Raw genomic sequence first — 413 nt, 5'->3', positions numbered from 1 at the left:
ATTTTCAAATATAAAGCAAATACTATAATTATTAATATTACTGTAACTAAAACTTTAATTTTCATCTTTTTTATTTATCTTCTTCTTTAATTCTGAAACTGTTTTTTCATCTTTTATCATCATTCTATCCAGTTTATCACTATATGATGAAATGTATTCAAATTGATAATTATCTTCAGACCACATATGCGCTGAAAAAGTATTAGTCTTGTCATTATTTATATAACCTGTAATAACAAATCCATCTAAAGGGTTTTCTTTTTGTTCCTCGAATTGTATTTCTTTAAACCCTTTAACATTATACTTCATATAAATTATTATTCTTTCTTTTTGTTCATCATAATATTTCTTTTCATCGTATTTCATCTTCAAAAAGATTCCGCCTAGAATCAACATTATAATTATATATACAG

At 23.0% G+C, this 413-nt stretch carries 1 protein-coding gene; it reads right to left on the bottom strand.

The window, feature by feature from the left end:
- Window positions 1-54 precede the first annotated feature (54 nt).
- The coding region (locus J1M87_RS28145) for a DUF1433 domain-containing protein (protein ID WP_206492937.1) at window positions 55-413 on the bottom strand (359 nt) is incomplete at its 5' end.

The organism is Rhodococcus sp. KRD162 (assembly GCF_017168335.1).
Lineage (GTDB): Bacteria > Actinomycetota > Actinomycetes > Mycobacteriales > Mycobacteriaceae > Rhodococcoides.
This window is presented reverse-complemented; position numbering and strand designations above follow the sequence as displayed.